This window comes from Phenylobacterium sp. (assembly GCF_020402505.1).
Classification (GTDB): Bacteria; Pseudomonadota; Alphaproteobacteria; order Caulobacterales; family Caulobacteraceae; genus Phenylobacterium.
Genome location: NZ_JADBZL010000004.1, coordinates 1 through 4,163 on the forward strand (window position 1 = coordinate 1; position 4,163 = coordinate 4,163).

Annotated in this window: 4 protein-coding genes; all 4 read left to right on the forward strand. The window is 68.1% G+C overall.

Translation table 11 applies throughout. The features are described from left to right. Nucleotides 1-1,181, forward strand: a 1,181-nt coding sequence (locus tag IM632_RS00320) for an ABC transporter permease (protein ID WP_296551902.1), incomplete at its 5' end; no start/stop codon positions are given. A gap of 14 nt (nt 1,182-1,195) precedes the next feature. Beyond that, nucleotides 1,196-2,827, forward strand: a complete 1,632-nt coding sequence (locus tag IM632_RS00325; protein ID WP_296483116.1) for a peptide ABC transporter substrate-binding protein — start codon at nt 1,196-1,198, stop codon at nt 2,825-2,827. A 56-nt stretch (nt 2,828-2,883) separates the two neighbouring features. After that, nucleotides 2,884-3,648, forward strand: a complete 765-nt coding sequence (locus IM632_RS00330) for an SDR family NAD(P)-dependent oxidoreductase (protein ID WP_296518177.1) — start codon at nt 2,884-2,886, stop codon at nt 3,646-3,648. Nucleotides 3,649-3,668: 20 nt separating this feature from the next. Beyond that, on the forward strand, nt 3,669-4,163 hold a 495-nt coding region (locus IM632_RS00335; RefSeq protein WP_296551903.1), incomplete at its 3' end, for an enoyl-CoA hydratase-related protein.

The window sequence follows — 4,163 nt, forward strand, 5'->3', positions numbered from 1 at the left end:
CGCTCCGCTCGGGCCTCACCTCTTTGGGGGTGGTCATCGGCGTCGCCGCCGTGGTCATGATGACCTCCATCGGCCTGGGCGCGCAGAAGCGGGTCACGGACACGATTTCCGGCCTGGGCTCAAACCTCATCATCGTCACCCCCCTGCAGCCCCGGACGGCGGGCGGGGTCATGGGCGGTGCGGGGTCCAGCCAGAGCCTTTCGGATGCTGACACCGTCGCCATCCAACGTCAGGTCCAAGGGGCCGCGGCGGTGGCGCCCTCGGTCACCGGAATGGCCCAGGTCACCGCGGACGGCGCCAACTGGAACACCTCGATCGTCGGCGTGACCCCAGATTACCTCGAGGCCCGGGACCTGACCGTCGCTTCGGGGCGCATGTTCGACGACCGGGACGCCCGGCAGGGCCGCAAGGTGGCCGTCCTCGGCCCCACGGTGGTCACTCAGCTCTGGGGCGAGGCCGATCCGATCGGCAAGCGGATCCGAATCCGGGGGGCGCCCTTCGAGGTGGTCGGCGTCCTGGGCTCGAAGGGCCAGTCCAGCTTTGGAAGGGACCAGGACGATCTGATCCTCGCACCCCTGGAGACGGTCCGCTCCCGCATCATTGGCCGCCGCATCAAGGCCGACAGCGTCCAGACCATCTACGTCAAGGCCGTCTCCGAGGAAGAACTGGCGACGGTGCAGGAGGAGATCGACGCGGTCCTGCGCGCCGAGCACAAGATCCAGCCCGGCGAAGACGATGACTTTCAGACCCAGAACCTCGCTTCGATCCTCGAGGCTTCACGGGCGGCCATCGGGGCCTTCACCGTCCTTCTGGCCGCCATTGCGGCGGTGTCCCTGGTCGTCGGCGGGGTCGGGATCATGAACATCATGCTGGTCGCCGTGACCGAGCGAACCCGTGAAATCGGGCTTCGCATGGCCCTGGGCGCCCGACGCCGGGATGTCCTGACCCAGTTCGCCCTGGAATCCGTGGCCCTGTCCCTGGTCGGCGGCCTGATCGGGCTGGGCATAGGCCTCCTGGGCGCCGCCGGCATTGCGGCCATCGGCAACTGGCCCTTCGCCCTCCCTGTCTGGGCCATTCCCGTCGCACTGGGCTTCTCGAGTCTGGTCGGGCTGGTCTTTGGCGCCTATCCTGCCTGGCGCGCCGCCCGCCTCGACCCTATCGAAGCTCTCAGGCGCGAGTAGCCCCGGATCCGAACGTGAAGCTTCCCGTCCTCGTCGCCATCACCTGCACCCTCGCCGTCATCGGCTGCCAGCCCCAGGTCAGCCGACCGCCCTGCCCCGATGGCAAGGTCTGCCTGGCCTGGGGAAACAATACCGAGGCCGGGTCCCTCGATCCTCAAAAGGCGACTCTGGTCGACGAGTACGCCATCATCGGCGATCTTTTCACCGGTCTCTTCACCGACAGCCCGGAAGCAACGCCGATCCCGGCCCTGGCGCAGAGCTACGGGGTCTCCTCTGACGGCCTGACCTGGACCTTCCGCCTCAGGCCCTCGACCTGGAGCGACGGCCGGCCCGTCACGGCGAACGACTTCGTCTTCGCCTACCGGCGCATGCTCGACCCGGCCACGGCCTCGGGATACGCCTACCTCCTGTACCTGATCCGGAACGGCCAGGCCGTGAACGAGGGCGCGGCGGGACCAGAGAGCCTGGGCGTGAAGGCCCTGGATGACCTGACCCTGCAGCTTACGCTCGAGCATCCTGCGCCCTACCTGCCCGCCCTCCTGAAGCACCAGAGTTTCTTCCCCGTCCCCGCCCATGCGGTGAAGGCGCATGGCGACGCCTGGACGCGCCCGGAAAACTTTGTGGGAAACGGAGCCTTCCGGCTGGTGGACTGGAAACTCGGCGACCACATCCGGGTGGTCAAAAACCCCGCCTTCTATGATGCGCCTTCCGTCTGCGTAGACCAGATCCACTATTTCCCGACGCCGGACTCGGTGATGGCCGAGCGCCGGGTCGCCCGCGGCGAGCTCGACCTGAACACCAACTTCCAGTCCAGCCGGGTCCAGCGGCTCCGCGACACCCTGCCGGGCTATGTGCGCACCTACCCCGCCCTGGCGACCTTCTACATCGCCCTGAATGTCCCTGGAGTGCCCGCCTTCCAGGACATCCGGGTGCGGCGCGCCCTTTCCATGGGTGTCGACCGTGAGTTCATCACCGGCAAGCTCATGAGGGCCGGTCAGAAGCCCGCCTACAGCTTCGTCCCGCCAGCGACGGCGGGCCATGGCGAGGGCGTGCGCCTGAGGTGGGCGGACATGCCGTTCCCGCAGCGCCAGGCCGAAGCCCGCCGGCTGCTGGCGGAGGCCGGCTATGGTCCCGGAAGGCCGCTTTCGGTGGAGCTCAAGGTGGGCAATTCGCCGGACACCCTTCTGATCGCCCAGGCTGTGGCGGCGGACTGGACCGCCCTGGGCCTGAAGGTCACGACCGTACAAAATGAGGGCCAGATCGCCTTCGCCGCCTACCGGCAAAAGGACTTCCAGGCCGGCATGATGAGCTGGTACGCCGACTTCAACGACCCTCTGACCTTCCTGGGCCTGTTCCGGTCGGACACCGGCCAGCAGAACTACACCGGCTACAACAATCCCCGCTACGACGCCCTCCTGAACCAGGCCGACCGTGAACCCGACGCGGTCCGGCGTAGCCGCATGCTGGCCGAGGCTGAACAGTTGCTGCTGGATGAAGAGGGGATTCTGCCGGTCTTCCAGGTGGTCAGCCGGGCCCTGGTCTCGCCCAGGATCACGGGGTGGACCGACAATGTCGAGAACTTCCACCGGGCCCGCTGGGTCTGCGTGAAGCCGCCCACCGCCGGGGTGACGCCCGGTCAGCATTGACAGGCGGGCCCGGCCCCGCCTTGCTGGCCCAAACCGGCGCCAGGGAGGGCGGAACCATGGACTTCAACCTGCGCGGCAAGGTGGTGCTGATCACCGGCGGATCACGGGGCCTCGGGCGCGCCATGGCCCAGGCCTTCGCCGAGGCGGGCGCGAACCTCGCCATCGTCTCGCGCAAGCTGCCGGCCTGCGAGGAGGCCGCCGCGGAACTGGCCAAGCTGGGCGTCGAGACCTTCGCCCACCGTTGCCATGTGGCGAACTGGGACGAGATCGAGCCCATGGTCGACGCCGTCTACCGGCGCTTTGGCCGCATCGACGTCCTCATCAACAACGCCGGCATGTCGCCCCTCTATCCCTCGCTGGAAGAGGTGACGGAGGACAATTTCGACAAGGTGATCGGGGTCAACTTCAAGGGCCCCTTCCGCCTCTCCGCCCTGGTCGGGGCCCGGATGCACCGGGGTGACGGCGGCTCTATCATCAATATTTCGAGCATCGCCTCGCTGGAGGCCTCGCCCTACGCCCTGCCCTACGCCGGAGCCAAGGCGGCGCTGAACGTCCTGACCACAGGCTTCGCCGCCGCCTACAGCCCCAATGTGCGGGTCAACACCATCTGCGTCGGCCCCTTCGCCACCGACGTGGCCGAACACTGGGCCGATCCCCCCGACCACGACAATCCGGGCTGGACCAAGGGCGGCATGCGGGTGGGCCTTCCCAAGGAGATGGTCCCGGCCGCCCTCTGGCTGGCCAGTGACACGTCCAGCTTCACCAATGGCGCCCTGATCCGCATTGACGGCGGCCCGGTGCGCGCCCGCCTCCGCCCCTGATCCCGAAAGGCCAGACAACCATGCCCAGCTTCGAGACGATCCTCTATTCGGTTGAGGACCACATCGCGACCATCACCCTGCATCGGCCTGAGCGGATGAACGCCTGGACCCTGCAGATGTGCAACGACCTGCAGGCCGCCTTCGACCTGACCGACGCCGATGACGACGTGCGGGCGGTGATCGTGACCGGGTCCGGCCGGGCCTTCTGCGCGGGGGCCGACCTCTCCGGCGGCAGCCAGACCTTCGGCGCCGCCAAACCGGACAAGGACACGCCCGTCCGCCGGGACACGGCGGGTCTCGTCACCCTGCGCATCTTCGACAGCCTGAAGCCGGTGATCGGCGCCATCAACGGCGCCGCCGTCGGCGTGGGCGTGACCATGATCCTGCCCATGGACGTGCGGATCGCCTCGACGGACGCCCGCTTCGGCCTCGTGTTCAACCGCCGGGGCATCATCATGGAAGGCGCCTCGTCCTTCTTCCTCCCGCGCCTGGTGGGGATGCCCGCCACCCTCGAC

Excerpts from the sequence above, each read along its gene's own strand:
- IM632_RS00330 (WP_296518177.1), top strand. The coding sequence starts at position 2,884 with ATGGACTTCAACCTGCGCGGCAAGGTGGTGCTGATCACCGGCGGATCA.